The sequence below is a fragment of the Paraburkholderia hospita genome (genome assembly GCF_002902965.1).
GTDB classification, from domain to species: Bacteria; Pseudomonadota; Gammaproteobacteria; order Burkholderiales; family Burkholderiaceae; genus Paraburkholderia; species Paraburkholderia hospita.
Genome location: NZ_CP026107.1, coordinates 1,277,703 through 1,302,780 on the forward strand (window position 1 = coordinate 1,277,703; position 25,078 = coordinate 1,302,780).

At 64.1% G+C, this 25,078-nt stretch carries 19 protein-coding genes; 18 read left to right on the forward strand and 1 reads right to left on the reverse strand.

The window, feature by feature from the left end; genetic code table 11:
* The first annotated feature begins 614 nt into the window (after positions 1-614).
* The 18 genes from tssA to C2L64_RS39070 all read left to right on the forward strand — a co-directional run bounded on the left by tssA (position 615) and on the right by C2L64_RS39070 (position 24,214).
* The gene (tssA, locus tag C2L64_RS38985) at positions 615-1,649 is read left to right on the forward strand and encodes a type VI secretion system protein TssA (protein ID WP_007580060.1); all 1,035 of its coding nucleotides are present in this window, start codon (positions 615-617) and stop codon (positions 1,647-1,649) included.
* A gap of 79 nt (positions 1,650-1,728) precedes the next feature.
* Positions 1,729-2,229: a type VI secretion system contractile sheath small subunit gene (gene tssB, locus C2L64_RS38990; RefSeq protein WP_007580062.1), complete on the forward strand. Its 501-nt coding sequence runs from the start codon at positions 1,729-1,731 to the stop codon at positions 2,227-2,229.
* 25 nt (positions 2,230-2,254) lie between these two features.
* Complete coding sequence (gene tssC, locus C2L64_RS38995; protein ID WP_007580064.1) at positions 2,255-3,751, forward strand: type VI secretion system contractile sheath large subunit; 1,497 nt, start codon at positions 2,255-2,257, stop codon at positions 3,749-3,751.
* A gap of 45 nt (positions 3,752-3,796) precedes the next feature.
* Positions 3,797-4,291, forward strand: a complete 495-nt coding sequence (locus C2L64_RS39000) for an Hcp family type VI secretion system effector (RefSeq protein ID WP_007580066.1) — start codon at positions 3,797-3,799, stop codon at positions 4,289-4,291.
* Between the two features lie 118 nt (positions 4,292-4,409).
* A complete protein-coding gene (locus C2L64_RS39005; protein WP_007580067.1) occupies positions 4,410-5,249 on the forward strand; it encodes a type VI secretion system accessory protein TagJ in 840 nt (279 codons plus the stop codon).
* Positions 5,242-5,754 (forward strand): type VI secretion system baseplate subunit TssE, encoded by a 513-nt coding sequence (tssE, locus tag C2L64_RS39010; RefSeq protein ID WP_007580069.1) that lies wholly within the window; start codon positions 5,242-5,244, stop codon positions 5,752-5,754. Before C2L64_RS39005 ends, tssE begins: the two co-directional genes overlap by 8 nt.
* Positions 5,755-5,758: 4 nt before the next feature.
* On the forward strand, positions 5,759-7,636 hold the full coding sequence (gene tssF / locus C2L64_RS39015) for a type VI secretion system baseplate subunit TssF (protein WP_007580071.1): 1,878 nt from the start codon (positions 5,759-5,761) through the stop codon (positions 7,634-7,636).
* A complete protein-coding gene (gene tssG, locus C2L64_RS39020) occupies positions 7,621-8,700 on the forward strand; it encodes a type VI secretion system baseplate subunit TssG (RefSeq protein ID WP_007580073.1) in 1,080 nt (359 codons plus the stop codon). Before tssF ends, tssG begins: the two co-directional genes overlap by 16 nt.
* 4 nt (positions 8,701-8,704) lie before the next feature.
* Complete coding sequence (gene tssH / locus C2L64_RS39025; RefSeq protein ID WP_007580075.1) at positions 8,705-11,404, forward strand: type VI secretion system ATPase TssH; 2,700 nt, start codon at positions 8,705-8,707, stop codon at positions 11,402-11,404.
* Positions 11,405-11,447: 43 nt separating this feature from the next.
* Positions 11,448-11,837, forward strand: coding sequence for a DUF4280 domain-containing protein (locus tag C2L64_RS39030; protein ID WP_007580077.1), 390 nt, complete (start codon positions 11,448-11,450; stop codon positions 11,835-11,837).
* A 1-nt stretch (position 11,838) separates the two neighbouring features.
* Entirely contained in the window at positions 11,839-13,827 is a 1,989-nt protein-coding gene (locus C2L64_RS39035) for a type VI secretion system Vgr family protein (RefSeq protein ID WP_007580079.1), read from the forward strand.
* Positions 13,828-13,863: 36 nt separating this feature from the next.
* Complete coding sequence (gene tagH / locus C2L64_RS39040) at positions 13,864-15,642, forward strand: type VI secretion system-associated FHA domain protein TagH (RefSeq protein ID WP_007580081.1); 1,779 nt, start codon at positions 13,864-13,866, stop codon at positions 15,640-15,642.
* A gap of 44 nt (positions 15,643-15,686) precedes the next feature.
* Positions 15,687-17,021: a type VI secretion system baseplate subunit TssK gene (gene tssK, locus C2L64_RS39045; protein WP_007580082.1), complete on the forward strand. Its 1,335-nt coding sequence runs from the start codon at positions 15,687-15,689 to the stop codon at positions 17,019-17,021.
* Positions 17,022-17,044: 23 nt separating this feature from the next.
* The gene (locus C2L64_RS39050; RefSeq protein WP_007580084.1) at positions 17,045-18,331 is read left to right on the forward strand and encodes a DotU family type VI secretion system protein; all 1,287 of its coding nucleotides are present in this window, start codon (positions 17,045-17,047) and stop codon (positions 18,329-18,331) included.
* Positions 18,332-18,374: 43 nt separating this feature from the next.
* Entirely contained in the window at positions 18,375-21,902 is a 3,528-nt protein-coding gene (tssM, locus tag C2L64_RS39055; protein WP_007580086.1) for a type VI secretion system membrane subunit TssM, read from the forward strand.
* Positions 21,899-22,624 carry a type VI secretion system-associated protein TagF gene (gene tagF, locus C2L64_RS39060; protein ID WP_007580088.1) on the forward strand — a complete coding sequence of 242 codons (726 nt, stop codon included), beginning with the start codon at positions 21,899-21,901 and terminating at the stop codon, positions 22,622-22,624. The genes tssM and tagF overlap by 4 nt, the downstream gene beginning before the upstream one ends.
* 57 nt (positions 22,625-22,681) lie before the next feature.
* Positions 22,682-23,272: an OmpA family protein gene (locus C2L64_RS39065; protein WP_007580090.1), complete on the forward strand. Its 591-nt coding sequence runs from the start codon at positions 22,682-22,684 to the stop codon at positions 23,270-23,272.
* 24 nt (positions 23,273-23,296) lie between these two features.
* Positions 23,297-24,214, forward strand: coding sequence for a hypothetical protein (locus C2L64_RS39070; protein WP_007580091.1), 918 nt, complete (start codon positions 23,297-23,299; stop codon positions 24,212-24,214).
* Positions 24,215-24,255: 41 nt separating this feature from the next.
* On the opposite strand, the gene C2L64_RS39075 is transcribed toward C2L64_RS39070, so the two are convergent.
* Complete coding sequence (locus tag C2L64_RS39075) at positions 24,256-25,062, reverse strand: IclR family transcriptional regulator (RefSeq protein WP_007580093.1); 807 nt, start codon at positions 25,060-25,062, stop codon at positions 24,256-24,258.
* Positions 25,063-25,078 lie beyond the last annotated feature (16 nt).

Consider the following 25,078-nt stretch of genomic DNA (forward strand, 5'->3'; position numbering starts at 1 on the left):
TGCGTCTGTTCGATTGGAGCAGGGGAAACCGGAATGCGGATACGACTGTCAGCTCACTGTTGTCGAGCGTGACTCAAAGAGACAGTTATTCACTGCGAAACTGCGCAGGGCAATGCTCTAGGTATTGCACATCAGACAACAAAACCTATATGAGGGTTTACCTTGTCGCATTCCCTCGCGCGACTTTTTCAATTTCATAAAGCTGAAACGTTTGTTGATGGCAATCACGTTGATTGGTGAGTAATTTGTTATCAATGGATAGACGATGATTCATTCCGATCGATGAGCAAAAGACCGCAGGCTACGTACATCTTGCGTTTTTTTCAGGTGTTTAGAAACTGTTATTTCAATCGGATTTGCGGGTCGTTCCTTTCAAGTTTGTGACCACGGCGGCGCTCCTTTTCTTTTAAATATTGCGTGCTATGCTCATATCGGTCTGTTGTGAAATGTTCGTAGAGGAACACTGCGGCATCGCGTATTCTTATCGGGATTCCAAATTTGATTTGTTGTAAATCGGTTTGAGGAAGACCGGATTCGGAAGTTAACGTGGCGTGACGCGTCGCGAGGCGTGGGCACGCTAAAACTATTCGTTTCAGACTGAAGCCGACACAACAATGGCCACGCTCGATGCCGGGGTACTGCTCGCCGAAATATCGCCTGACAGTCCCTGCGGGGACGATGTCGAGTACGACCCGATGTTTCTCGAACTCGAACAGGTCGTGCATGGCAAACCGGAAGTCCAGTATGGCGACACCGTAGTCGCCGCCACACCGCCTGACTGGAAAGCAGCCCAGGCCCTCGCGCTCGAACTGTTCAACAAAAGCCGCGACCTGCGCGTCGCTGCGCATCTTGCGCGCGCGGTCCTGAACCGCCAGGGCTTCACTGGTCTCGCAGAAGGGATGGCGTTGATCGAAGGCCTGCTCGAGCGGCATTGGGATCACGTCTATCCGCAACTCGACCCTGACGACGATAACGATCCGACCGCGCGCATCAATGCGCTCGCCGTGCTTGTCGAACAGTCGGGAATGTTGCTCGATGTGCGCGACACAGCGCTTGCCGCGTCGCGCACGCACGGCATCGTCAGGCTGCGCGATATCGAATATGCGACGGGAGAAACGCCCGTACCCGATGGCGTCGAACCGCCATCGCTCGCCTCGATCGACGCGGCCATCGCCGACGTGCGAGACGAAGCGGCGACTACGCACGCCGCGTTGCTCGCAGCGCGCCAAAGCAACACTCGCATCGAAACGCTGTTGACGGAACGCGTCGGCGCAGCCCAGGCGATCGACCTGTCTCCACTGTCGCGTCTGTTGCAACAGGCGGCCGGCTTCCTTGGCGAGCGGGTCAGCGACGCCAATGAGCAGACAGCAGGCGAAGCACCCGTCGGCGAGGGCATGGATGATGCAGCCGCCGCCCCAGGCGCGGCAACGCGTGCGGCGCCCAGTGGAGAAGTCAACAGCCGGCAGGACGTCATCCGCCTGCTGGACAAGATCTGCGCGTATTACGAAAAGCACGAGCCGTCGAGTCCGGTGCCGTTGTTGCTGACACGGGCGCGCCGTCTGGTGGATAAGAGCTTCATCGAAATATTGCAGGACCTCGCGCCGGAAGGTCTCGGTCAGGCCCGGCAGGTTGGCGGTATCGAAGAATAGTCGTCGGGGAGTTGCTCAGCATCGTAACTGATACGCTGCTCCGCCTCTCGACGGTGCAGCTTCAACCAGGGGAACTGTCGTGGCCAAGGAAAGCAGTCAGAAATTCATTGCACGCAATCGCGCGCCGCGCGTGCAGATCGAGTATGACGTCGAGGTTTACGGCTCGGAGAAGAAGGTGAATCTGCCCTTCGTGATGGGCGTGATGGCCGATCTCTCCGGACAGCCAGCGGATCCGCTCGCGCCGGTCGCGGACCGCAAGTTTCTGGAAATCGACGTTGACAATTTCGATGAGCGCTTGAAGTCGATGAAGCCGCGCGTCGCGGTCCAGGTGCCGAACATGCTGACGGGCGAAGGCAATATGCCCGTCGACATGACCTTCGAGAGCATGGACGACTTCTCGCCTGCCGCAGTCGCACGCAAGGTCGACGCGCTGTCGAAGCTGCTCGAGGCACGCGGCCAGTTGCAGAACCTCTTGACTTACATGGACGGCAAGACGGGCGCCGAGGAATTGATCGCGAAGGTGCTGAACGACCCGGCTTTGCTGCAATCGCTCGCATCCGCGCCGAAACCACAGGAATAAGCGCGACTAACAGTGGAGTCTGACCATGGCCGAACCCACCCCTGAAGGACAAGCCCAGCAGACCGAGGGCACGCTCGAGATGAGCGACTTCGCGAATCTGCTGCAAAAGGAATTCAAGCCGAAAAGCGATAAGGCAAAGGAAGCCGTCGAGACGGCAGTGCGCACGCTAGCGGAACAGGCGCTGCGCGACACCGCCGTGATTTCCAACGACGTGCTGGTGACCATAGAGAGCCTGATCGCCCAGATCGACAAGAAACTCAGTGAGCAGATCAACCTGATCATCCACTCGGAGGAGTTCCAGAAAGTAGAGAGCGCGTGGCGCGGTCTACATTATCTGGTGAACAACACCGAGACGGACGAAACGCTGAAGATTCGCGTGATGAACATTTCGAAGGGCGAACTGCACAAGACGCTCAAGAAATACAAAGGCACCGCCTGGGACCAGAGCCCGTTCTTCAAGAAGCTCTATGAGGAAGAATATGGCCAGTTCGGCGGCGAGCCCTATGGATCGCTGGTCGCCGATTACTACTTCGACAACAGCGGGCCGGATGTCGACCTGTTGACGCAGATGGCGAAGATATCCGCCGCCGCGCATGCGCCGTTCATCGCGGCCGCGGACCCGTCGGTGATGTTGATGGATTCGTGGCAGGAGCTGGCGAATCCGCGCGACCTGACGAAGATCTTCCAGACACCCGAGCATGCGGCGTGGCGCTCGCTGCGCGAATCGGAAGACTCACGCTATATCGGCCTTGCGATGCCGCGCTTTCTCGCGCGTGCGCCGTACGGCGCGAAGACCAACCCGGTCGAAGAGTTCGATTTCGAGGAAGATACCGCGGGCGCGGACAGCGGCAAGTACACGTGGGCCAACGCAGCCTATGCGATGGCGACCAACATCAACCGCTCGTTCAAGATGTACGGCTGGTGCTCGCGGATTCGCGGCATCGAGTCGGGCGGCGCGGTCGAAGGTTTGCCCGTGCATTCGTTCCCGACCGACGACGGCGGCGTCGACATGAAGTGCCCGACTGAAATCGCGATCAGCGACCGGCGCGAGGCGGAGTTGGCGAAGAACGGCTTCATGCCGCTCGTGCACAAGAAGAACTCGGACTTTGCTGCGTTTATCGGTGCGCAATCGTTGCATAAGCCGGCCGAATACGAAGATGCCGACGCGACCGCGAACGCGAATCTGGCTGCGCGACTGCCGTATCTGTTTGCATGCAGCCGCTTCGCGCATTACCTGAAGTGCATCGTGCGCGACAAGATCGGCAGCTTCAAGGAAAAAGACGACATGCAGCGCTGGCTGCAGAACTGGATTCTGCAATATGTCGACGGCGATCCAGCCCATTCCACCGAGGAGTCGAAAGCGCGCCGGCCGCTTGCCGCAGCGGAAGTCGTGATCGAAGAAGTCGAAGGCAATCCGGGTTACTACACCTCGAAGTTTTTCCTGCGTCCGCATTATCAGTTGGAAGGCCTGACCGTGTCGTTGCGGCTGGTCTCGAAGCTTCCGTCCGCCAAGGCGGCATGACGGAATTCCATTATCAGTGGTGAACCGATTTGATTGGAGAAGAACATGGCCGTCGATATGTTCATTAAGCTGGGCGACATCAAGGGTGAGTCTCAGGACAAGTCTCATAAGGATGAGATCGATGTACTCGCGTGGAGCTGGGGGCTAAGCCAGAGCGGCACGATGCACCTGGGCACGGGCGGCGGAGCGGGCAAGGTGAACGTGCAGGACATCTCGTTCACCAAGTACGTCGACAAGTCGACACCAACGATCATGCTGTCCTGCGCAAAGGGCTCGCACATAGACTCGGTGATTTTGACCGTGCGAAAAGCGGGGGGCGACAATCCGCTCGAGTACTACAAGGTCACGCTGACCGCGTGCCTGATCAGCTCGTATTCGACGGGCGGCTCGGGTGGTGAGGACCGCTTCACCGAGAACGTGACGCTGAACTTCGAACAGTTCCATGTCGAATATCAGCCGCAAAACGCGAAGGGCGCGAAGGAAGGCGGGGTCGTCGAGATGAAGTGGAACATCGTGAAGAACGATCCAACCAACGGCTAGCGGCAGCGTATCGCCGTGCCCGGGGCGTGTGGCGCGGCGGCACTGTGATGCCATGGCACAGGCGATGGCATCGCAGTGTGGTTCGGCAGCCTTGACCCGGCCTGACGGAGCGACTGACATGACGGCAGAAGAAAGCTTGCGCGAGGGCAATCTGGACGAATGCCTACGGCTGTTGCAAATGCAGGTTCGCAACGATCCGTCGAAGGCGGCCCACCGCGTGTTCCTGTTCCAGTTGCTCGCAGTGCTCGGCGCATGGGACCGCGCGTTGACACAACTCAATGTGGCCGGCGATCTCGACGCCGCGGCATTGCCAATGGTTCAAATGTATCGCGAGGCGCTGCAATGTGAAGCGCTGCGCGAAGCAGTCTTCAACGGTGCGCGTGCGCCATTGATTTTCGGCGAGCCGACCAGTTGGCTCGCGTTGCTGGTCGAAGCGTTGCGTCTCGATGCCGCAGGCGACCACGCAGCGGCCGTGGCCGCACGCGAGCAGGCGCTCGGCGATGCACCCGCCACCTCTGGCAGCGTGAACGGCGAACCGTTCGAGTGGATCGCCGATGCCGACACACGGCTCGGACCGACGCTCGAAACGGTGCTCAACGGCCGTTACTACTGGGTGCCGTTTTTCCGCATCAAGCGCATCGAGATCGAGGCGCCCGTCGACCTGCGCGACCGGGTCTGGACGCCGGCGGTGTTCACCTGGGCCAACGATGGCCAGGCGGTCGGACTGATTCCGACGCGCTACGCCGGCACACTGGCCGAAAAGAAACATGCGTTGTGGCTCGCGCACCTGACCGAATGGATCGGCAGCGATGCGGCAGACGCGCGCCCAGTCGGACAACGAATGCTGACAACCGACGCGAACGACTATGCGTTGCTCGATATCCGCACGATCGAACTGGCGGTAGAGGCTCCGTCAGGCAGCGAGGGCGGCGCTGGCGCCGCGCCGGATCATGGCTGAGCTGAGCTCGCGTGACCGGCTGCAACCGTCGCTGCTCGACCGGCTGACCGACCACGAGCCCGAGGTCAAGCAGGAGGCGCGCGAACGCCGCGTGCTGTCGATACGCGCACTGCGTCAGAGCGTGCAGCGCGATCTCGCGTGGCTGCTCAATGCGAACGGCCTTTCGTCGGTGCAGGATGTGTCGGGCTATCCGTATGTCAGCACGTCGGTGTTGAACTACGGCTTTCCCGACATCGCCGGCAAGACCGCCTCGGGTGTCGATCCGGCGAAGCTGGAAAAACATGTGCGCGATGCGATCTGGGCATTCGAGCCGCGCATCTTGCGCGAGACAGTGCGCGTGACGGCGATCCAGGTCGAAGAGACCACAGCCCAGCACAACACCGTGTCGTTTTTGATCGAGGGAGATCTGTGGGCACAGCCGTACCCGGAGCGACTCTATTTCAGGACTGAACTGGATCTGGAGGCCGGGGAAATCAGAGTGATCGACCAAAGCGGCGCGCGCTGAACACATGAACCCGGAACTGATCAAATACTACAGCGCGGAACTCCAGCACCTGCGGGAAATGGGCGGCGAGTTCGCCAAAGAATATCCGAAGATCGCCGGGCGGCTGGGGCTCGAAAGCCTCGAATGCGCGGACCCTTATGTCGAGCGCCTGCTCGAAGGTTTCAGCTTTCTCGCCGCGCGTGTGCAACTGAAGATCGATGCGGAGTTTCCACGTTTCACGCAGCATCTCGCTGAACTTGTCTACCCGCATTATCTGGCGCCGACGCCGTCGATGGCCGTCGTGCAGATCCGGCCCGATCTGAGCAACTCCGGCCTCGCGGAAGGGGTAAAGATTGCGCGCGGCAGCGCGTTGCGCAGCCTGCTCGACAAGAACGGTTCGACGCGTTGCGAATATCGCAGCGCGCACGACCTGACGCTGTGGCCGCTCGAAATCGCCGACGCGAAGTTCTTCACCCATTCGGGGTCGCTGGGCGGTGCCGATATCGCATTGCCGGCAGGCGTCAAAGCGGGCCTGCGGCTGCGCCTGCGCGCGACGGGGGGGCTGAAGATCAACCAGCTGAAGCTCGACAAACTGGCGCTCTACCTGCGCGGCACCGACTCGATGCCGACGCGCCTCTACGAGCGCCTCGTCGGCTCGGCGATGGGCGTCGTCGTGATGCCCGTGTCGCGGCCCGCGACCTGGCATGCGCAATTGCCCGCGACGGCCGTCGCGCCGATGGGCTTCGCGGAAGACGAAGCGCTATTGCCCATCAGCAAGCAATCGTTTCAGGGTTACCGGCTGCTGCAGGAGTATTTCGCGTTCGCGGCGCGTTTCATGTTCGTCTCGATCGACGGGTTGCAGCAGGCGCTGCGCCGTTGCGGCGACAACGAGGTCGAAGTGATCGTGCTGTTGAAGCGCGGTGACCCGATGCTGGAGCAGGCGGTCGACGCATCGAATTTCGCGCTCTACTGCACGCCCGCCGTCAACCTGTTTCCGCGCCGGACCGACCGCATCGCGCTATCCGCCGAGCAGTTCGAATACCACGTGGTGGCCGACCGCACGCGGCCGATGGACTTCGAGATCTACCGGATTGAGGAGGTCACCGGCTATGGCGCAGGTGCCGCTGCCGAGCAGAAGTTCGAGCCGTTCTATCACGCGCGTGACCTGGGCGCCGGCTATGGCGCAGGCGCGTACTACCAGGTGCGGCGCGACAAGCGCGTGCGCTCGTCGCGCCAGGCCGAGCGCGGACCGCGCACCAGCTATCTCGGCAGCGAGACCTTCATCGCGCTCGTGGACGCGGCGAACGCGCCGTTTCGCGGTGATTTGCGCCAGCTTGGGTTGCAGGTGCTTTGCACGAATCGCGACCTGCCGCTCACCTTGTCGATCGGCGTTGGCGCGAGTGACTTCACACTCGACGTGGAGGCGCCCATCGAAAGCGTGCGCTGCGTGAGCGGCCCGAGCCGGCCGCTGCCGTCGTATGCACATGGCGCGGTCGCGTGGCGGCTCTTGAGTCACCTGTCGCTGAACTATGCATCGCTCGTCGATAGCGACGCGAAAGAGGGCGCCCGCGCCATGCGCGATCTGCTGAGCCTCTATTGCCCGGTCGACGATCCTGCGGCGCAGCGGATGATCGAAGGCTTGCATTCGATCGAATCGCATCCCGTCACGCGGCGTCTGCCCTGTGCCGGGCCCATCGTGTTCGGACGCGGGCTCGCGATCACGCTGACTCTCGACGACGCGGCTTTCGAAGGCGCCGGCGCCTTTTTGCTCGGCGCCGTGCTGTCGCACTACTTTGCGCAATACGTGTCGATCAATTCGTTCGCCGAGACGGTGGTCAGAACGCTGTCGCGCGGCGAGATCATGCGCTGGCCAGCGAGGGTCGGACAATGCCGGACGCTCTGACCCTGCTGCGCGAGCTCGAAGCGCACGCCTACCGCTTCGATTTCTTCCAAGCCCTGAGGCTCATCGAGAATGCCTACCGGGACAAGCCGCGGATCGGCGAATCGCTGCGCCCGCGCGATGACGCGGTGCGTTTTTCGCAGGAGCCCGAGCTGATCTTTCACCCGACCACGCTCGGTGAGTTGAGGCCGTCTCACGACGGCCACCCGGCGCGACTGGCGGTGAATTTTTTTGGCCTCATGGGGCCGCACGGCCCGATGCCCGTGCACCTGACCGAGTACGTGCGCGACCGCGCACGCAATGCCAACGATCCAACCTTTGCGCGCTTTCTCGACATCTTTCATCACCGGATGGTGTCGCTGTTCTATCGCGCCTGGGCCAATGCGCAGCCGACCGTGAGCCTCGACCGGCCGGAGCGCGACCGCTTTTCCGTTTATGTGGGCAGCACGTTTGGTCTGGGTGAAGCGGCGCTTCGCGAGCGCGATGCGGTGCCCGACTTCGCGAAGCTGCATTTCGCCGGCCTGCTGTCCGGTCCGACTCGCCCCGCCGAGGGCCTGCAACTTATCCTCGCACGCTTTTTCAACCTGCCGGTGCGTATCGAGCAATGGGTCGGCCACTGGATGGAACTGCCGCGCGACACGCTATCGCGCCTGGGCGCGCGGGACGGCTCGGCGTCGCTCGGCATCTCGACGCTGCTCGGCGCGCGGGTGTGGGATTGCCAGCACAAGTTCCGCATCGTCGTCGGGCCGTTGACGCTCGCCGACTACGAACGTTTCCTGCCCGGCGGTGACAGCCTGCGGCGCCTCACCGACTGGGTGCGCAACTACGTGCGCGACGGCCTCGATTGGGACGTGAACCTCTGGCTCAAACAGGAGGACGTGCCACGCCTCGCACTGGGACGCCGCGCCCGGCTTGGCTACACGAGCTGGCTGCTGAGCAGCCCGGCCACGCAGGACCAGCGTCAGTTACGGTTGCATCCCGCTTCGTTGTCCGGACGGCCCGCCGAGCCCGCGCGTAGCGACGCACGGGCGAGCGAGCCGGCATCCCAACACTCATCGAAGGACTAGAAAAATGGCCGAAATCAAACGTGCAGCGTTGTTCGGCAAGCTGAACAAGCTGGCCTATCGCGCAATCGAAAGCGCAAACGTGTTCTGCAAGTTACGCGGCAATCCGTATATCGAGATCGTGCACTGGTTCCACCAGGTCCTGCAGTTGCAGGACTCGGATCTGCATCGCATCGTCAAGCACTTCGGCATCGAGCCATCGGCGCTCGCGCGCGATCTGACGGACGCGCTCGACCGGCTGCCGCGCGGGGCAGGGTCGGTGGTCGATATTTCGTCGCAGGTCGAAGAAGCCGTCGAGCGCGGCTGGGTGTTCGGTTCGCTGCTGTTCGGCGAGTATCAGGTGCGCACGGGTCACCTGGTGGTCGGGTTGCTGAAGACGCCGTCGCTACGCAACGGGCTGTACGGCATCTCGCGCCAGTTCGAGCGGATCAAGCTCGATCCCCTCGTCGAAGAGTTCGACAGCCTGCTCGGCGGCTCGCCCGAAGCGGGGATGACGGCGACCGACGGCTCCCAGGCCGCGGGTGCCGCCCAGCCGGGCGATTCCGTCGGAGGCGTGCCGCCCGCCGCGATGGGCAAGCAGGAAGCGCTCAGGCGCTTCACCACCGATCTGACCGAGCAGGCGCGCAACGGCAAGCTCGACCCGATTGTCGGCCGCGACGAAGAGATTCGCCAGGTGGTCGACATTCTGATGCGCCGCCGCCAGAACAACCCGATCCTCACGGGCGAAGCCGGGGTCGGCAAGACGGCCGTGGTCGAGGGCTTCGCGCAGCGCATCGTCGCGGGCGACGTGCCGCCTACGCTGCACGACGTGCAGTTGCGCACGCTCGACGTGGGCCTGCTGCAGGCGGGCGCGAGCATGAAGGGCGAGTTCGAGAACCGGTTGCGCCAGGTGATCGAGGAAGTGCAGGCTTCCGAAAAGCCGATCATCCTGTTCATCGACGAAGCGCATACGCTGGTCGGCGCGGGCGGCGCGGCGGGCACGGGCGACGCGGCGAACCTGCTGAAGCCGGCGCTCGCGCGCGGCACGCTGCGCACCGTCGCGGCGACGACATGGGCGGAGTACAAGAAGCACATCGAAAAAGACCCGGCGCTCACGCGCCGCTTCCAGGTCGTGCAGGTGCCGGAACCGGACGAGACGAAGGCGATCCTGATGATGCGCGGCATCACATCGACGATGGAAAAGCATCACAAGGTGCAGGTGCTGGATGAGGCGCTTGAAGCGGCCGTGCGGCTGTCGCACCGCTACATCCCCGCGCGCCAGTTACCGGACAAGGCGGTAAGCCTGCTCGACACCGCTTGCGCGCGCGTCGCGGTGAGCCAGCATGCGACACCGCCTTCCGTCGACGATTCCAGAAAGCGCATCGCCGCGCTCGAAACGGAGCTGGAAATCATCGGACGTGAGACCGCGGTCGGCATCGATACGGGCGAACGGCTTGCCGCGGCGACCGAGCGCGTGACGGCAGAACGCGGGCGTCTGACCGAACTCGAAGCGCGCTGGGAGGCGGAAAAGGAACTGGTTACGCGCATCCTCGAACTGCGCGCGCAATTGCGCAACGAGACCGGCAAGGTCGAAGGCGCAGCCGAAGCAGCCCCCTCGGCGCCCGCCGATGACGCCGCACGCGAAGCGCGCCTTGCCGAACTGCGGGAATTACAGGCGAAGCTCGCAGAGCACCAGGGCGACGATCCGCTGATCCTGCCAACCGTCGACCAGCAGGCGGTCGCCTCGGTGGTGCAGGACTGGACGGGGATTCCCGTGGGCCGAATGGTCCGCAATGAGATCGAGAACGTGCTGAAGCTCGCCGAGAACCTGAACAAGCGGATCATCGGCCAGGGCCACGCGACCGAGATGATCGCGCGGCGCATCCAGACTTCGCGCGCCGGCCTCGACAATCCGAACAAGCCGATCGGCGTGTTCATGCTCGCCGGCACGTCCGGCGTCGGCAAGACGGAAACCGCGCTGGCGCTCGCCGAAGTGCTGTACGGCGGCGAGCAGAACGTCATCACGATCAACATGAGCGAGTATCAGGAAGCGCATACGGTGTCGTCGCTCAAGGGCGCGCCGCCGGGCTACGTCGGCTATGGCGAAGGCGGCGTGCTGACCGAGGCGGTGCGGCGCCGGCCCTATAGCGTCGTGCTGCTCGACGAAGTGGAAAAGGCGCATCCTGATGTGCACGAGATCTTCTTCCAGGTGTTCGACAAGGGCTGGATGGAGGACGGCGAAGGGCGCGTGATCGACTTCAAGAACACGCTGATTCTGCTCACGACCAACGCCGGCACCGACCTGATCACGAACCTGTGCAAGGACCCCGAACTGATGCCCGAGCCTGAGGGCATCGCGAAGGCGCTGCGCGAGCCGCTGCTGAAGGTGTTTCCGCCCGCGCTGCTTGGGCGCGTGGTCGTGATTCCCTACTACCCATTGTCCGATGAGATGCTCGGCGCGATCATCCGTTTGCAGCTCGGGCGAATCGAAAAGCGCGTGCGTGCGACGCACAAGATTCCGTTTTCGTATGACGACGACGTCGTGAAGCTGATCGCGAGCCGCTGCACGGAACTGGAAAGCGGCGGCCGGATGATCGACGCGATCCTGACGAACACACTGCTGCCGCATATCAGCAACGAGTTCCTCAAGCGGATGATGAACGGTGCGACAGTGTCGAAGGTGCAGATCGGCGCGCGCGATGGCGAGTTCGTCTACACGTTCGATTGATGAGGCGGCCGGATCGGCCCGTTTCGTTTGACGGAGTATTCGTATGCCGCAACAAGTCAGCATGGGCGCGACGCTGCAGTGCTCGTTCGGCGCAGCGCCGTCGACGCTCGTCGTCCTGCCGGTGAATCGCGTGATGGGCGAGGGGCCGCCCGCGGCCAACATCATGGACCACGTGCCGCTCGTCAATATCATGCCGTTCGGTGTCTGCAGTTCGATAGCCAACCCGACGGTGGCCGCCGCGACGACAGCGGCGCTCGGCGTGCTGACACCGATGCCGTGCGTGCCCGCGACGATGTCGCCATGGGTGACGGGCGCGCCTACCGTGCTGCTCGGCAATCAGCCGTCGCTCGACAACGTATCGAAGTGCATGTGCAACTGGGGCGGCGTGGTCACGATCGTCAACCCGGCCACTGTCAAGACAATGATTCCGTGACATGACCACCCAAGCCACCGACCGACACGTCACCGTCAGTTGCGCGCCTGCCGGCAGCGACCTGCTGTTTCTGCGCCTGGCCGGCCATGAGGAGCTGGGCCGGTTGAGCGAGTTTCATCTGGACCTGCTCAGCACGAGCAACGACCTGAAGCCGGGCGACCTGCTCGGCCAGGATATCTCGGTGGCGATCGACTTGCCGTCCGAAGGCGAGCGGCAGATCAACGGCATCGTTACCGCATTTCGCCTCCTCGCGCCCGGCGACAAGACCCGCAACCGGATGGCCCGCTACGAAGCGATGGTGCGGCCCCGGCTGTGGCTGCTTACGCGGGCATCGCACTGCCGGTTCTTTCACGAGATGACGGTGCCCGACATCATCGCGAAGGTGTTGCAGGACTATGACGTCGACCTGAGCAACAAATGCTCGGCGACCTATCCGTCGCTGGAGCATTGTGCGCAATATCGCGAGACCGATTTCGCGTTCGTCAGCCGGCTGATGGAGCACGAGGGCATCTACTACTACTTCGAGCACAAAGGCGGCAAGCACACGCTCGTGATGACCGATTCCGCGGACGTCCATACGTCGATCGATCACTACGCGACGATTTCGTACGACGGTTGGTACGAACCCGTGCAGGAGAAGGAGTGCGTGTATCAATGGTCGTCGGGCGCGGAGTTGCAGACGGGCAAGTACGAAGTTAACGAGTACGACTTCGAGAAACCGTCGTCGAGCAACCAGCAGGGCCTGCTGTCGCGCGCGACGAGGCCGAAAGTCTACGATCCGCCGGTGTACACGATGCAGGAGCATCTAAGCGGCCACATCGAGTCGAGCGACGGCGATCGTTACGCGAAAGTCGGCGTGGAAATCCGCCAGGCGCGCAACGACAGCATCAGCGGGCGCACGAGCGCGCGCGGTGTCTGGCCAGGGGGGCTCTTCAAGCTGCAGGAACATGCGTGCGATGCGCAGAATCACGATTATTTGGTGGTCAGCGCCGAGTACGAAATCAACTCGGACAGCTACCTCTCGAATGATCGCGATCAGAGCGCGCTGCCGTTCTTCGATTGCAGCTTCACCGCGCTGCGCAAGGAGAACCAGTTCCGCGCCGAACGCATCACGCCGCGCCCCGTCGTCGCGGGCCCGCAGACCGCGATGGTGGTCGGCCCCGACGGCGACGAGATCCTGACCGACAAATATGGCCGCATCAAGGTGCAGTTTCACTGGGAGCAGTTCGCGCCGCCCTCCGATGCCAGCGAACGGATGAAGCGCTGCTGGGTGCGCGTATCGCACAGTTGGGCGGGCAAGCGCTGGGGCACGTTCTTCATTCCTCGCATCGGCCAGGAGGTGCTGGTCGATTTCATCGAAGGCGATCCGGACCGGCCGCTCGTCACGGGCTGTGTGTACAACGCGAACACGATGCCGCCATACGACCTGCCGGCGAACTCCGCGCTCTCGACACTGAAAAGCAACTCGACCAAAGGCGGCGGCGGGTTCAACGAAATGCGCTTCGACGACACGAAGGGCAGTGAGCAACTGTTCTTTCATGCGGAGAAAGACCACGAAACGTGGATCAAGAACGATACGCTGGCGAATGTCGGCAACGACCGGCATCTGAAGGTTACCGGCAACGAATTCATCGCGGTGACGGGTGCACGGCACGACGCGGTAACGGGTGACCGGAACGCAAAAGTGGACGGCAACGATTCGCTGAACGTCAGCCAGAAACTGCAGGAAAAAGTCGGCATGGACTACGCGCTCGACGCGGGCATGAATGTGCATATCAAAGCCGGCATGAATGTCGTGATTGAAGCGGGCGTAAGTATTACGCTCAAGGCAGGCGGCGCGTTCTTGGTGGTGGGGCCCGCGAGCGTCGCGGTATCGGGCACGCCGATCCTGCTGAATTCCGGCGGTTCGGCCGGCTCCGGCAGCGGCTCGTCGCCGACCGCGCCGACTGCGCCGAAGGACGCCGACGATGGCACGAAGAAGCTCAAATGATGACGCGATGCTTGGCCATTGGGGCCGGGGAGACAAGTGAACGATCCGATTCTTTCGTTGCGCGTCGCGCGCTTCAATGACGAGCCGGTCGCCGAGCCGATCGCGGTCGAGTTCGGACCGGCGGGCGGGACGATTGGCCGCGCGACCGATTGCACGCTGGTGTTGCCCGACCAGCAGCGCGCGATTTCGCGCGTGCATGCGCGGATCGAGTTCCGCGGCGGCGAGTATTTGTTGTGCGATCTCGGCAGCAACCCGAGCGTGCTGAACCAGCGCGCGCTGGGCGGCACACGCGAGGCGCGGCTCGCGAACGGCGACCGTCTGATGATCGGCACGTATCTGCTCGAAGTGACGATTGCGGAACGCGTGGCGGGCGTGCGCAGCGTGACAGGCCTGTCCGATCCGCTGGCAGCGGTGAAAGTGCTAGGCGGACCGTTGCCGGCCGATGGGCAAGGCGACCCGTTTGGTCTTGGCTCGCTCGATCCTCTCGGACAGCCCGCGTTTGGCGAGCGCGCCGGGATTGCGTCGGGGCCGCGCTACGCGGGCTCGGAAAGCGATCATGTCGCGCCGGAGTTTCAGGCGTTCTCCGCGCCCGTCGCGGCGCCGCGTGCGCCTGCGCCTGCCTCTGCGCCGCCCATCGCTCCTGGTGCAGCGACACCTACATCCTCCGGCATTCCCGCTGATTACGATCCGCTCGCGGACGTGCTCGCGCAATGGGAAAAGCCGGCGCAGCCCGGCGGCGTGCCGGCGGGCGCAGCGCACACGTCGCCGCTTTTTGCTCCGTCGCCGTCTGCTCCGTCCAATGCGTCCGCGTTTACGTCGAACTTTGCGCCAGCGCAGGCACTCGCGCCGCAGGTTCCCGCGTCGCAAAACGGCCCCACTGGCTTGCCCCAAAGCCTGCTCGATGGTCCCGTCGGTGGCGCTGCAACGCCGTTCGATGATCTGCTTGCGCCATCCGCAAACCCACTCATTCCGGAAGATCTCACCGAGATCGCGCCTGCTTCTTCGTTGCCTGATGCTGCACGGTCTGCTCGCGTCGCGCCTGCTCCTGCGCAGCCAGCGGTGCAGCAACCATCGCCCACACAACGCGAACCCGAGCCGGCCCCCGCTGCGATGGCCGCGCCCGCCCCCAAGGCAAGCGCCCCCGCGCCGGCCGTCCAGCCTGAACCCGCGCCGCCGCGCGCCGCGGTTCCGGATGGCGACACGTTCGCGGCGCTGCTCGAAGGGCTTGGCCTCGACCCGTCGCGCGCGCCGAACCTGCCGCCCGCCGAACTCGCGCGACTGGTCGGCATGATGCTGCGTGAGGCGCTGCGCGGCACGATGGCCGTGCTGCGCGCCCGTTCAATGACGCGGCGCGAGGCACGCCTCGACGTCACGCTGATCGTTGCGCGCGACAACAATCCGCTGAAATTTTTCCCTGATGTCGACAGCGCGCTCGCGCAGATGCTCACGGGCCGCGGCGCCGGTTACCTGCCACCCGCCGAGGCGCTCGAGCGCGCGTTCGACGACATCGAGTCGCACGAACTGGCGGTGATCGTCGGCATGCGCGCGGGGTTGGCCGAAGTGCTCGGACGCTTCGATCCCGCCAGCATCGAAGCGCAATTGAAAGCGGGCGGGGTGATCGACAAGGTGTTGTCGAACCGCAAGGCGAAACTGTGGGACCTGTTCGTCGACAGACAGGCAGACGTTTCGCGTGAAGCAGAAGACGATTTTCAGAGACTGTTCGGCAAGGCGTTCAACGATGCGTACGAAGCGCAGATCGACGCGCTGCACGCCGCGCGCAAAAGCAGCAAGACGGACCCCACTAGCCACCACTGACCCCTTCTCATCACGAGAAGGCCACGAGAAAGACACGAGAAAAAATGTCCTGGAACAGCAAAGTCATCTGGTCGGAGGGGATGTTCCTGCAGCCGCAGCATCTGCAGCAGCACGACCGTTATCTGCAGACCCAGCTGGAAACGCGGGCTGCCGGTCTGCGTCCGTACAGCTGGGGGCTGACCGTGCTCGAGATCGACGAGCAACTGCTCAAGCTCGGCAAGGTCGCGCTCCTGTCGTGCGCCGGTGTGATGCCCGACGGCACGCCATTCAATCTGCCCGCCGACGACGATCTGCCCGAACCGCTCGATATTCCGGAAGGCACGCGCAACACGCTGGTCGCGCTGGCGCTGCCGGTGCGCCGTCCGGGCATTGCCGAGACGGGCAACGAAGCCAGCGAGGAAAACTTCGCGCGGCATCGCGTGGCCGAACTCGAAGTCGGCGACAGTAATGATCCGAATGCGGCGCCGGCGCTGATGCAGATCGGCAGGCTGCGCGTTCGGCTCGCACTCGAACCGGACGTCGCGAATGCGTATGCGGTGCTCGGCATCGCGCGCGTCGTCGAGCGGCTGCCCGACAACCGTGTCGTGCTCGAGAACGACTACAGCGCGCCGTGTCTCGACTACCGGGTCGGGCGGCGTCTCGCCGCGTTCGTCGACGACCTCGTCGGCCTGCTGCACCAGCGCGGCGAGGCGCTCGCTTCGCGTCTTGCGCAGCCGGGCGTGACGGGCGTCGCGGAAGTGTCGGACTTCCTGCTGCTGCAACTGATCAACCGCCACGAGCCGCTCGCTGCCCACCTGTCGACGATGACAGGGCTGCATCCGGAAGCGCTGTACCAGATCTCGGTGCAACTGGCGGGAGAACTCGCCACGTTCAGCCAGCCGACCAAGCGCCCGCCAGCGTACCCGGTCTACCGGCATGACCGGCTGCGGGAAACCTTCGCGCCGGTGATCGACGATCTGCGCGCGTCGCTCAGCATGGTGATGGACCCGCATGCGGTGCCGATTCCGCTCGAAGAGCGCAAGTTCGGCCTGCGTGTCGCCCTCGTGCCGGACAAGAACCTGTTCACTGCTGCGACCTTCGTGCTGGCCGTTCGCGCGCAGATGCCAGCCGAGCACATCCTGACCGGCTTCGCGCCGCAAGTGAAGATTGGGCCGATCGAGCGCATTCGCGATCTCGTGAATCTGCAGTTGCCCGGCGTCGGGCTGCGCGCGCTGCCTGTCGCGCCACGCCAGTTGCCGTTTCATGCGGGATTCACGTACTTCGAGCTCGATCGCGGCAACGAATTGTGGAAGCAGTTCGCGACCTCCGCCGGCATGGCGTTGCACGTCGCGGGCGACTTTCCGGGGCTGGCGATGGAGTTTTGGGCCATTCGCCGCTGACGCATTGATCGAGGACACTCATCGTGACTCCAGACGAACCACGTGGTCCACTCGAGGATCCTGGCGCGACGATTCTGATTCCGACACCCGGCGGCGCGCGTGCCGCTTTTGTCGCCGCTGCGGCGACCGCGGCGCCGATCTCGACGCTGACGGGCGGCCTCAATCCGTTGCTGCGCGCGGCCAATCCGCTGCTCGAGCTGGCGGTTCCGCTGCGTCAGCTGCCGACCCATCCGAACGTCGAAGAGTTGCGCACGCAACTGATCCAGATGATGCGCACGTTCGAAACGCAAGGGCGCGCGAACGGCATCGACGACGAGAAGCTCGGCGCATCGCGCTACTGCCTGTGCACGTTCCTCGACGAGGCGATCTCGAGCACGCCGTGGGGCGCGGGGATGTGGGCGAGCCGCAGCCTGCTCGTGACGTTTCATAACGAGGCGTCGGGCGGCGAGCGCTTTTTCCTGATCCTGCAGCGACTCGCGCAGAACCCCACCGGGAATGCCGATGTGCTCGAACTGATCTACGTGATTCTCGGGCTGGGCTTCGAGGGCCGCTACCGGCTGATCGACGGCGGCCGCACCCAGTTGGACACGATTCGCGAGCGGCTCGAAACGATGATCCGCTCGCAACGGGGCGCCGCCGAACGCGATCTGTCGGTGCACTGGCTGCCCGTGAAGGCCGAGCGCAAGCCGCTGTTGCAACTGGTGCCGCTGTGGGTCGCCGCCGCGATCGCCTGCGTGGTGCTCGTCGCCGTGCATCTGGTGCTGAGCCTGCGCCTGAACGACGAGTCCGATCGCGTGTTCGCGGCCTTGCATGGCGTGCGCGTCGCGCCGCAGCCGCTCGCCGCGAAAGCCGCGCCGCCGCCCGCGCTCGCGCCGAAGCTGTCGCAGTTCCTCGCGCCGGAAATCGCGCAGGGGCTCGTGCGTGTCTCCGAACTGCCGGACCGGACCGTCGTCGAGATCAAAGGCGACGGGCTGTTCGCGTCGGGCAGCGCGGAGCTCGAATCGGCATATATGCCGTTGATCCAGCGCATCGGCGATGCGCTCAAGGACGTGCCGGGCAACGTCGTCGTCGCCGGGCATACGGACAACCAGCGGCTGCTGTCGGCGCGTTTCCCGTCGAACTGGCATTTGTCGCAGGCACGCGCCGATGTCGTCAAGGACATGCTCGCCGCACGCACCGGCTCGCCGGGGCGTTTCGTAGCCGAAGGCCGCGGCGACACCGAGCCGATCGCGCCGAACGACTCGCCTGCGAACCGCGCGAAGAACCGCCGCGTCGATATCACCATACTCGCGCCGGGGGCAGCATCGTGAGTCCGCTCGCCCTCCGTGCGCCGCACCTTGAAGGTGGTTGCTCATGAAACTGCTTGGCTGGTTCATGCGGCCGATCGTGCTGTCGTTTCTCGGCGTGCTGGCGCTTGCGCTAATCGTCTGGATCGAAGGGCCGTTGCTGGCGTTTGCGGGCAAGGCGCCGCTCGAATCGGCCGCGAGCCGCTGGATCGTGATCGCGGTGCTGTTCGCGCTATGGGTGCTCTACTGGGGCGTGCGCTGGCTGCTCGTGCGGCTCGCAAACGTGAAGTTCACGCGCGTGGTCGCCGAGGAGGCGCCGCAGCCCGGCAGGAAGGAATCGGAAGCGGATGTCGCCGCGCTGAAGCAGCGCTTCGACGAGGCGATGACGATCCTGCGCAAGGCGCGCGTCAAGGGGCGCTTCGGTAGCCAGTACGTCTACCAGTTGCCGTGGTACATGTTCGTCGGCGCGCCCGGAACCGGCAAGACGACGGCACTGCTGCACTCGGGCCTCAAGTTTCCACTCGCCGAGCGGCTTGGCAAGCAGGCAGTGGGCGGTGTTGGCGGCACGCGCAATTGCGACTGGTGGTTCACCGACGATGCCGTGCTGCTCGACACTGCCGGCCGCTTTACCACTCAGGACAGCTTCGCCGAAGCTGACCAGGCCGCATGGGGCGGCTTTCTGCAACTGTTGCGCAAATACCGGCCGCGGCGGCCGCTGAACGGTGTGATCGTCGCGCTGTCGGTGCAGGATCTGCTGCAGCTATCCGACACGCAGCGCGCGGTGCAGGCAGGTGCGGTGCGCGAACGGCTCAAGGAGTTGTACACCCGCCTTGGGATGCGCTTTCCCGTCTACGTTGTCGTGACGAAGTGCGACCTGCTGGCGGGGTTCGCGGAATTCTTCGACGACCTCGGCCGCGACGAGCGTGAACAGGTGTGGGGCGTGACGTTCCCTTACGTCGCGCAGGGCGGCCCGGACGAAGCGCTGGCGTCATTCCCCGGCGAGTTCGCCGCGCTCGAGAAGCAGCTGCAGGCCCGTGTGTTGCACCGTATGCAGCAGGAGACCGACACGCGCCGGCGTGCGCTCGTGTACGGTTTTCCGCAGCAGTTCGCCGGCCTCGAAAACATGCTGACGGGCTTCCTGCAGGAAACGTTCAGCACGTCGCGCTTCGATGAGGCGGCGCTGCTGCGCGGCGTCTACTTCACGAGCGGCACCCAGGAAGGCCGGCCGATCGACCGCGTGATGAGCGCGGTCGCGTCGGCGCTCGGTTTGCAGCGTCAGGTCGTGTTGCCGGACCCGGCAAGCGGACGGGCGTACTTCATCACGCGGTTGATGCGTGACGTGATTTTCCAGGAAGCCGGGCTGGCAGGCACCAACCCGAAACTGGAGCGTCGCCGCACGTGGCTGCAGCGCATCGCGCTCGGTTTGATTGGCATTGCGGTGGTGCTCGCGCTGGTGCTGTTCTTCGTCAGCTATCAGCGCAACCGCGCTTATATCGCCAATGTCGAGCAGCATGTGACCGAACTGCAGAAGCTCGCGCAGAACACCCGCGCGGGCGACGATCCGCTCGCGCTGCTGCCGTTGCTCAACGCGGCGCGAGATCTGCCTGGCGGCTACGCGGATCGCAACAAGAGCGTGCCGTGGCTGTCGCGGCTCGGGCTGTACCAGGGCGACAAACTAGGCCTTGAAGCGCAGGCGAGCTACCGGCGTCTGCTCAAGCAGACCTTGCTGCCGCTCGTCGTGCACAGGATGGAAGACGAACTGCGGCGCGGCGACGCGAACAATCCCGACTTTCAGTACGAGGTGCTGCGCGCGTATCTGATGCTCGGCGATTCAGCCCACTTCGACGCCGATTCCGTGCGGTTATGGGCCGACATCGACTGGCGGCGCGGGCCGTTGACCAATGCGAGCGACGATCAGCGTAATGACATCGACGGTCATCTCGCGGCGCTGTTCCAGCCCGCGCAGTTCGACGCGTCGCTGCCGCTCGACAAGGACCTGATCGCGCAGGCGCGCACGACGCTCGCCAAGATGCCGCTCGCGCAACGCATGTTCAATCGCGTCGCGCGCGATCTCGAACAGGCGAAGCTGCCGCCATTCAGCGTCGCGGCCGCGGCCGGTCGCAACGCGGCGCTGGTGCTTGTCAGAAAGAGTGGTGCGCCGCTGACGCGCGGCGTCTCCGGCGCCTATACGCGGGCGGGGTATCAGAAGTTTGGCCAGTTGCGCGACGAGGCCGTAGTCGATGTCGCCAAGGACAACTGGGTGCTCGGTCGCGAGGAATCCGTACTCACGCCAAACGGCATCGACGATCTGAAGTCGGCGATGACGCAGCTGTACTACGACGAGTACATCAAGCAATGGGACGCGCTGCTGGCGGATGTCGCAGTGGTGCCGTTCGATGGCGTGGAGAAGGGTGCGCGCGTGGCGAACGTGCTCGCCGCGCCCGATTCGCCGTTGAAGGCGTTCATGCTCGCTGCCTCCCAGGAGACCACGCTCGGCACGGTGAAGACGGGTGGCTCGCTGGTCGAACAAGGCGTTGGCGCGTTGGGCAACAAGCTCGATGCGGTGAAGAAGCGGCTCGAAAACGCGCTTGGCAACCAGCCGGACGATGCGGCGCCGCCGCCCGCCCAGGTCAATCCCGTCGATGCGCACTTTCAGGCGCTGCACGAACTGGCGGGCAAGCCAGGTGCGGCGGGTCCCGTGCCGCTCGATACGCAACTCGCGGCGCTGAAGGACGCGGCGTCGTATCTCGAAGCGTCCGACGCGGCGCGCAAGCAAGGACTGCCCGCGCCGCCGGGCGACGCGCTGAACAAGTTGAAACTCGTCGCTCAGGGCGCCCCCGCTCCGCTTGCGGGCATCGCCAACGACATCGCGAGCGGTGGCTCGATGCTGATGGTCGGCGGTGAACGAGCGCGTTTGAATGCGTTATGGCAGGCCAATGTCGCGCAGCTTTGCAGGCAGGCGCTCGATGGCCGCTACCCGCTGGTACGCGGCTCCAACCGGGATGCAGCCCCCGACGACTTCAGTCGGATACTCGGGCCAGGCGGGCTGATCGACGACTTTTTCCAGAAGAACCTGGCCACCCTGGTCGACATGTCGGGGCCGCAATGGCGCTGGCGCACGGGCGCCGATTCGCTCGGCATTCCGGCGGACGTGCTCACGCAGTTCCAGCGGGCTGCGCAGATCAGGGACGCATTTTTCCGCGCAGGAGGGCGTGATGTGTCGGTTCGCTTCACGCTAAAGGTGCTCGATATCGATCCGGCCATCGACCACGCCACCATCGATATCGACGGGCAGCAACTGGTTGCCGCCCATGTGGATCAATCGATGGTGTTCCAGTGGCCGAGCGGCAAAGGCACCGGACAGGCGCATGTCGATTTCGACCCATCGGGGGATTCCGCGCGGGCGGATGGGCCGTGGGCGCTGTTGCATCTGATGGACAACGCGCGCTTGCAGCCGACCGCGCAAGCGGACCGCTTCAAGATGACCTTCGAAACGGACGGACACCCGCTCGTGCTTCAGCTTGACGCGAGCAGCGTGACGAATCCGTTCCGTCGTGGGGTGTTCGAACAGTTCCGTTGTCCTGACCGGTTATGAGTGGGTTCGTCGCAGAGGGGCCTGGTTTTTTCGGCAAGGTGCGCACGCATGGGGACTTTGTCACGCGGCGCTTGCCGGCGGCGTTCATCACGCCGTGGGATGCGTGTTTGCAGCAGGGCATGTTGTTCGCGCAGCGATGGTTCGACGCGCAGTGGTTGCCCGTTTATCTGAATGCGCCGATCTGGTGTTTTGCGCTCGGCGCGGACGTGTGCGGCGAGTCGGCATGGGCGGGTGTGCTGATGCCGGGTGTCGACCGGGTAGGGCGCTACTTTCCGTTCACGCTCGCCGCGCCGCTCGCGCGCGACGATACCGCGAACTGGCTGGGCGGGGCGCAGGCCTGGTACGACGAGGCCATGCGGCGCGCGCTATCGACGCTCGACGCGGACTTCGTGCTGGAGCGTTTCGATGCGCAGCTCGATGCGTGGGGGCCTTTGACGGCGGCGCCAGCGCAAACCGCTGCGCCAGCGTGGCGGCTGTATCCGGTGGAAGAGGAGGGACACGAAGCGAACGAAACGGAACAGGCTGGCGGCGCCCCCGACCGCTTCTCCGCGTTGCTCGCGCTCTACGCGACGGCGGGATCGGGCGCGTGGTGGACGGAAGGGTCGAGCGCGGTGCCCGCGTCGTTGCTGGCAGGGACGGGCTTGCCGGATGGCGAGCGCTTCGTCGGGCTGCTCGACAAGGCGCGCAACGGCTGGCCGTCGGTTGTCGAATTACGGTTGTGAGAACCGCTCGAAGGTCCAAAGCGGTAGACAGTGTACGCATTGATGGGAGGTCGGGGTATGTCTGGCTCAATCGTTTCGTTTCTGAGGGGACGTCCAGCGCGCGGGGCGTGGGTCGTCGCGCTGTGTGTGGTCGCGTGCGCGAGTGTCGCTCATGCGGAAGACCCGGTGGTCAAGGAGCAGGACATCGATGAAAATTCGGTGACCAAAGCGCTGACGCCGGAGGATAACGACAACATCGTCACGCGTGGCTTCGTGCTGTCGAACAAGCCCGGTGCGGCGGCGAAGCCGGCGGCCCCGGCGAAGGCGGCATCGCTGCAGATGCTGATCACGTTCACGACCAACTCGTCGACGCTCACCGACACCGCACAAGCCGCGCTCGACAAGGTGGCTCACGCGCTGCAATCGGACCGGCTGGCGGCGTATCGCTTCCGTGTCGAGGGGCACGCGGACCCGCGCGGTGCGGCCGATGCAAACATGAAGCTGTCGCAAGACCGCGCTGCCGCCGTCGTCGAGTATTTGACGCAGAAGGACGGTATCGCGGCCGAGCGTTTGACGTCCGTCGGCAAGGGATCGTCAGAGCCGCTGAACAAACGCAATCCGACCGCGCCGGAAAACCGTCGCGTGACGATCGTTACTGTGACGAACTAGGCGCGAGCGGCCGTAGTGGCGGCGATGACAATTTCCTGCAAACACGGCATCAGGTTGACGGCGGCCTGCGCGCTCTCGTTGTCGGCGGGGTGGTCCGCAGACAACGCATGCGCGCAGGCGGGCAGCGCGCGGCTCGAAATGCAGAGCGAGCACGTCGACATCCGGCGCATTCCGATCGCTCAGCTCAATGCGTCGTTGCCGGGCGACGCCAGGCTCGCGCTCTTTGCGATTGCCGACCGTCCGGGATTGTATGTGATGCACGCGCCGAGCCTGACCGAGCAGGGCGCGATGTTTTCACGAGTGGTCGCGTTATTCGAGCGCCGCGACATGCCGCACGATCGTATCGTGACGATGGCAGCGATCGCGACGCACGCGCGGCGCTTCGGCACGGACCCGGCGGGACTGACGGCGGGCAACAATTTCAGCGCGGTCGAACTCGCGCACTTCTTCGACCTTGCGCATCAACAGCGTCTGGAATTGACGCCGGGCGAACGCACGCTGCAACGGGTGGTCGTGCAAATGGGGCTGATCGTCGAGCGCGATGGCAACTGGCAGGCACGCAGCACGCGTGACTTTCTGATCACGATTCCGGGGCTGGGTCCGGCGCCCGGCGGCGAGATGATCGATGCGCCCGTGCGGGCGGCGATCCTCAGTCACGAACTGGGTCACTGGCAATATTTCTCGAACGATGCGTACGCGCACGCATGCCGCTCATTCTGGTGGCACGAACTCAGCTACGCGGAACGCGCGGAACTGACACGCCAGCTCGAGGGCATGGGCTACGACCCGAGCGACAGGATCGTCATCGATGAGATGCAGGCGTATTTGCTGCATACGCCGGCCCGTTATATGCCGTTTGCGGACGTGCCAGGGCCAGCCGGAGTCGATATCGCGAAGATACGCAACAAGCTGCAGAAGACAGTGACCACGGCTAGTCGATGACACGACGAGGTGATCGATGATCGATCGTAGGTCGTTGATCGCTACTCCAACGTCCGTATCGAGTTGCTGATACCTCTCGCGCAGTCGATAACGGCAGGAGCGAGCTTTTGCCGCGCGTCTTCGAAAGTCCATCTGCTTGTGGGCGCAACCACATGCACGGCAGCAACGGGGCGCCCCTGGCTGCCGACCACGGGCGCTGCGATCGACATATCGCCGATGAACAGTTCCTCGCGGTTTGTTGCATAGCCTTGCTGACGAGCTTCCACCAGCCTTTCGCCGAGCGTCGCGAGATCCGTCACGGTGTTCGCCGTAAACGCCACGCGGTTCATCTGTTCCAGGCGCGTGAGCGCCTCGTCGACGGGCAATGCACACAAAAATGCCCGCCCGCTGCCTGTGCAATACATCGGGATGCGGCTGCCGATGGGCATGTGTATCGGCACGAACTTCGTCGACACAAAACGTGACACGTAGACCATCTCATCGTCGTCCGGCTCGGTCAGATTCGTGGTTTCGCCCGTGATGTTCGTGAGCTCCGACAGGAACGGATTCGCGACGTCGATCAGCGTGTCGGCAGCGAGATAGTTGAAGCCGATCTGCATGACGCGCGGCGTGAGCTGATAGCGGCGCGTCAACGGATGCTTGCGGACATAGCCGAGCTTTTCGAGCGTGTAGACCATCCGCTGCGCCGAACTCTTCGACATCGACGTCGCGTCCGCGACTTCAGCCAGCGTCATCGTGCGGCGCTTCGCGCTGAACGCGCGCAGCACGCTCAAACCCTTTTCCAGCGACTGATTGAAAAGCAGGTCCGGGCCGCTTTGGGCGCCGTCTTCGGCAGGCGGAAGGTTCATTGTCGTCTCAATCTTG